The sequence below is a fragment of the Tahibacter sp. genome (assembly GCF_032229445.1).
Lineage (GTDB): Bacteria > Pseudomonadota > Gammaproteobacteria > Xanthomonadales > Rhodanobacteraceae > Tahibacter.
The window spans coordinates 1-3111 of record NZ_JAVTWC010000024.1 but is presented as its reverse complement, the minus strand read 5'-3'; the positions used below and the strand labels follow the sequence as shown (position 1 = coordinate 3111).

The following is a 3111-nucleotide window of genomic DNA, read 5'->3' as shown; positions in this document are numbered from 1 at the left end:
CGACGAAGCTGTATCTGCAGGCCAGCGGTCAGCAGGCGCTGACGACGGCGCAGGGTGTGGCGCTGTGGGAACGTGCGCTGGCGCAGCCGGGTGGTCACTACGTGATCTCCGGCGAGCGGGCGCGGATCGAGCGTGCGCTAGTGATGCACTCGCCGTTGCCGACGAGCGCGGTGCCAGAGCCGGCGGCGGCCGGTGCGGCGCGCCGTCCTGAGTTGCGCGGCCTGACGCTCGCGCAGTGCGTGCAGTGGGAGTTGCGCGAACAGATCGGTGCGTTGCTGAAGCTGGACCGCGAGCAGATCCGCGCGCAGGAAAACCTGGCCGACTACGGTTTCGACTCGATCACGCTGGTGCAGTGGGCACAGCTGATTTCGCGGCATTACGCGATCGAGGTCACGCCGGCGATCTTCTTCAGCCAGACCAGCCTTGAGAAAGTGGCAAGCTATCTGCTGGCGCAGCACGAGGCGCGCCTGGGCGTGTTCTACGGGCCGTCGCTGTCGGCTCCGACAGCGCCAGCGACAGCAGCCGCGGTTTCTCGCGCACCGGCGCGTGCACAGCGCATCGAACCGGTGCAGAGCGCAACGACGGGAACGCCCGAGCCGATCGCGATCATTGGCCTGGCTGGCCGCTTTGCGCAGGCGCGCACGGTGGAGGAGTTCTGGAGCCTGCTGGTCGACGGCCGCGAGGCGATTGCGGAGATTCCGGCGGAGCGGTTCGACTGGCGCGAGGCGTACGGCAAGGGCGAGATCACGAGCAAGTGGCTCGGCACGCTGCCGGGCGTAGCGGAATTCGACACGCTGTTCTTCGACATTTCCCCGCGCGAGGCGCTGACGATGGATCCGCGCCAGCGCCTGCTGCTGCAGGAGGCGTGGAAGGCGCTGGAAGACGCGGCGTATGGGCAGGCTCAGTGCACGCAGCAGACGATCGGCGTGTTCGTGGGTGTGGAGCAGGGCGACTATCAGGCGCTGTCGGGCGGCCAGGGCACGCTGACCAGCAATCACGATGCGATTCTCGCGTCGCGGCTGTCGTATTTCCTGGACCTGCGCGGTCCGGCGATGGCGCTCAACACCTCGTGCTCGTCGGGCCTGGTGGCCGCGCATCAGGCCTGTCTCAGCCTGCGCGCCGGGGACTGCGACACCGCGATCGCGGCCGGTGTGAACCTGATGCTGGCGCCGTACGCGTACGTCGGCATGACCCAGGCGGGCATGCTGTCGGAAGACGGTCGCTGCTATGCGTTCGACCGGCGTGCGAACGGCCTGGTACCGGGCGAGGCGGTGGTGGCGGTGGTACTCAAGCGGCTGTCGCGGGCGCAGGCGGACGGCGATCCGATCCGCGCGGTGATCGTGGGCAGCGGGATCAACTACGACGGCCACACCAATGGCATCACGGCACCGAGCGGCGCGGCACAGGCACGGCTGATCGGCGAGGTCTATGCGCGCGCGGGCATCGATGCGCGACAGATCGGCTATGTGGTCACGCACGGCACGGGCACGCGGCTGGGCGATCCGGTGGAGGTCAATGCGCTGCAGGAGGTGTTCGGCGCGCACACGGCCGAGCGCGGGTTCTGCGCGCTGACCTCGACCAAGGGCAATGTGGGTCACACCTTTGCCGCCTCGGGGCTGGTGAACCTGGTGTGTGCGGTGCAGGCGCTGCAGCATCGCCAGATCCCGGCGAGCCTGCACTGCGAGGAGCAAAGCGAATACATCGACTGGGAACGCAGCGCGTTCCACGTCAACCGGCAGACGCGGCCATGGCTGTCGGACGGACCGCGCCATGCGGCGCTGAGCGCGTTCGGCATGAGTGGTACCAATGTGCACATGGTAGTGCGCGAGGCCGATGCGCCGGTCGAAGCGGTGCAGACCGGCGTGGCGCCGTACTTGCTGATGGCGTTGTCGGCGAAGAGCGCCGTGGCGCTGCAGCAGCGGCTGCGCGATCTGCGCGTGCTGCTGCAATCACGTGCGTGGGATGCGGCCGCGGTGCAGTCGCTCGCCTACACGCTGCTGTGCGGACGCCAGCATTTCGCGCATCGCTGCGTGGTCGTGGCGCAGGACGTCGATGATGCGCTGCACCTGCTCGCGCGCGCCGAAGCCGGCGAACAGCCCGTGAACGTGTTCGCCGGTATCGTGTCGCGCGAGTTCAGCGGGCAGAAGGCGCTGTTGCAGTACGGACAGGAGCTGATCGACCGCGTATCGACCGGATCCGTCGGCGGTCGTGACGCGCACGAAGCGCTGTACGCGCTGGCGGACCTGTATTGCCAGGGTTATGCACTGCCGTGGGCGACGCTGTTCGGCGAGCCTTCGCCGCGTCGCATCGCGCTGCCGACGTATCCGTTCGCACGGGACCTGCATTGGTTCGGCACGGCCGCGCCGTCGCGCGATGATGCCGGGACAGCCCGCGAAATCACCCTGGTAGCGACCGCCGCGCTGGCCGAGCGTGCGCCGCGTGCCGCGCGTGCAAGCGGCAAGCCGGCCGGCATCGCGCTGACGCGGCTGACGTCGACACCGGCACGTGCAGCGACGGCGAGCGTCGCTGCCGCGGTCCAGCGCGAGCCGGTCGCGGGCGCCGACGTCGCGCCTGCCGTGGTTGCCCCGGCCGTGGTCAAGGCCGCCGTGGTTGCGCCCGCGGTCGTTGCGCCGATGCGGCTAGACACGATACCCGACATGGGCAAGGTGCAGGCGGAACTGATGCGGACGCTCGCGGACGCGCTGTACATGGATGTTTCGGACGTCGAGCCGCAGAAGCCCTTTGCCGAAATGGGGCTGGACTCGATCATCGGCGTGGAATGGGTGCGAATGATCAATCGTCGTTATGACCTGTCGATGCCGGCGGCGCGGATCTACGACCATCCGAACGTGCAGCAGCTGGCCCAGTACCTCACTCAGTTGATGGCCCAGCGCCCGCACGAAGCAATCCCGACGCATATGCCGACCCCGGTCGAGGAAAGTGTCGCGCCGGTGCCGATGCTGGAAGCAAGCGATGTCACGCCGCCGACACCGGAGGTACACGCCACGCGTTCCGGATCGGCCGCGCCGCGCGCTGCCGGCAGCCCCGATGCGATCGCGATCATCGGCATGTCGGGCCGCTATCCGGATGCGCCGGACCTCGACACGTTCT

Annotated in this window: 1 protein-coding gene; it reads left to right on the top strand. The window is 68.6% G+C overall.

The window, feature by feature from the left end; all coding sequences use genetic code 11:
• Positions 1–3111 (top strand): beta-ketoacyl synthase N-terminal-like domain-containing protein (locus tag RUU78_RS05730; RefSeq protein ID WP_313914577.1); only part of this gene is annotated, 3111 nt, incomplete at both ends.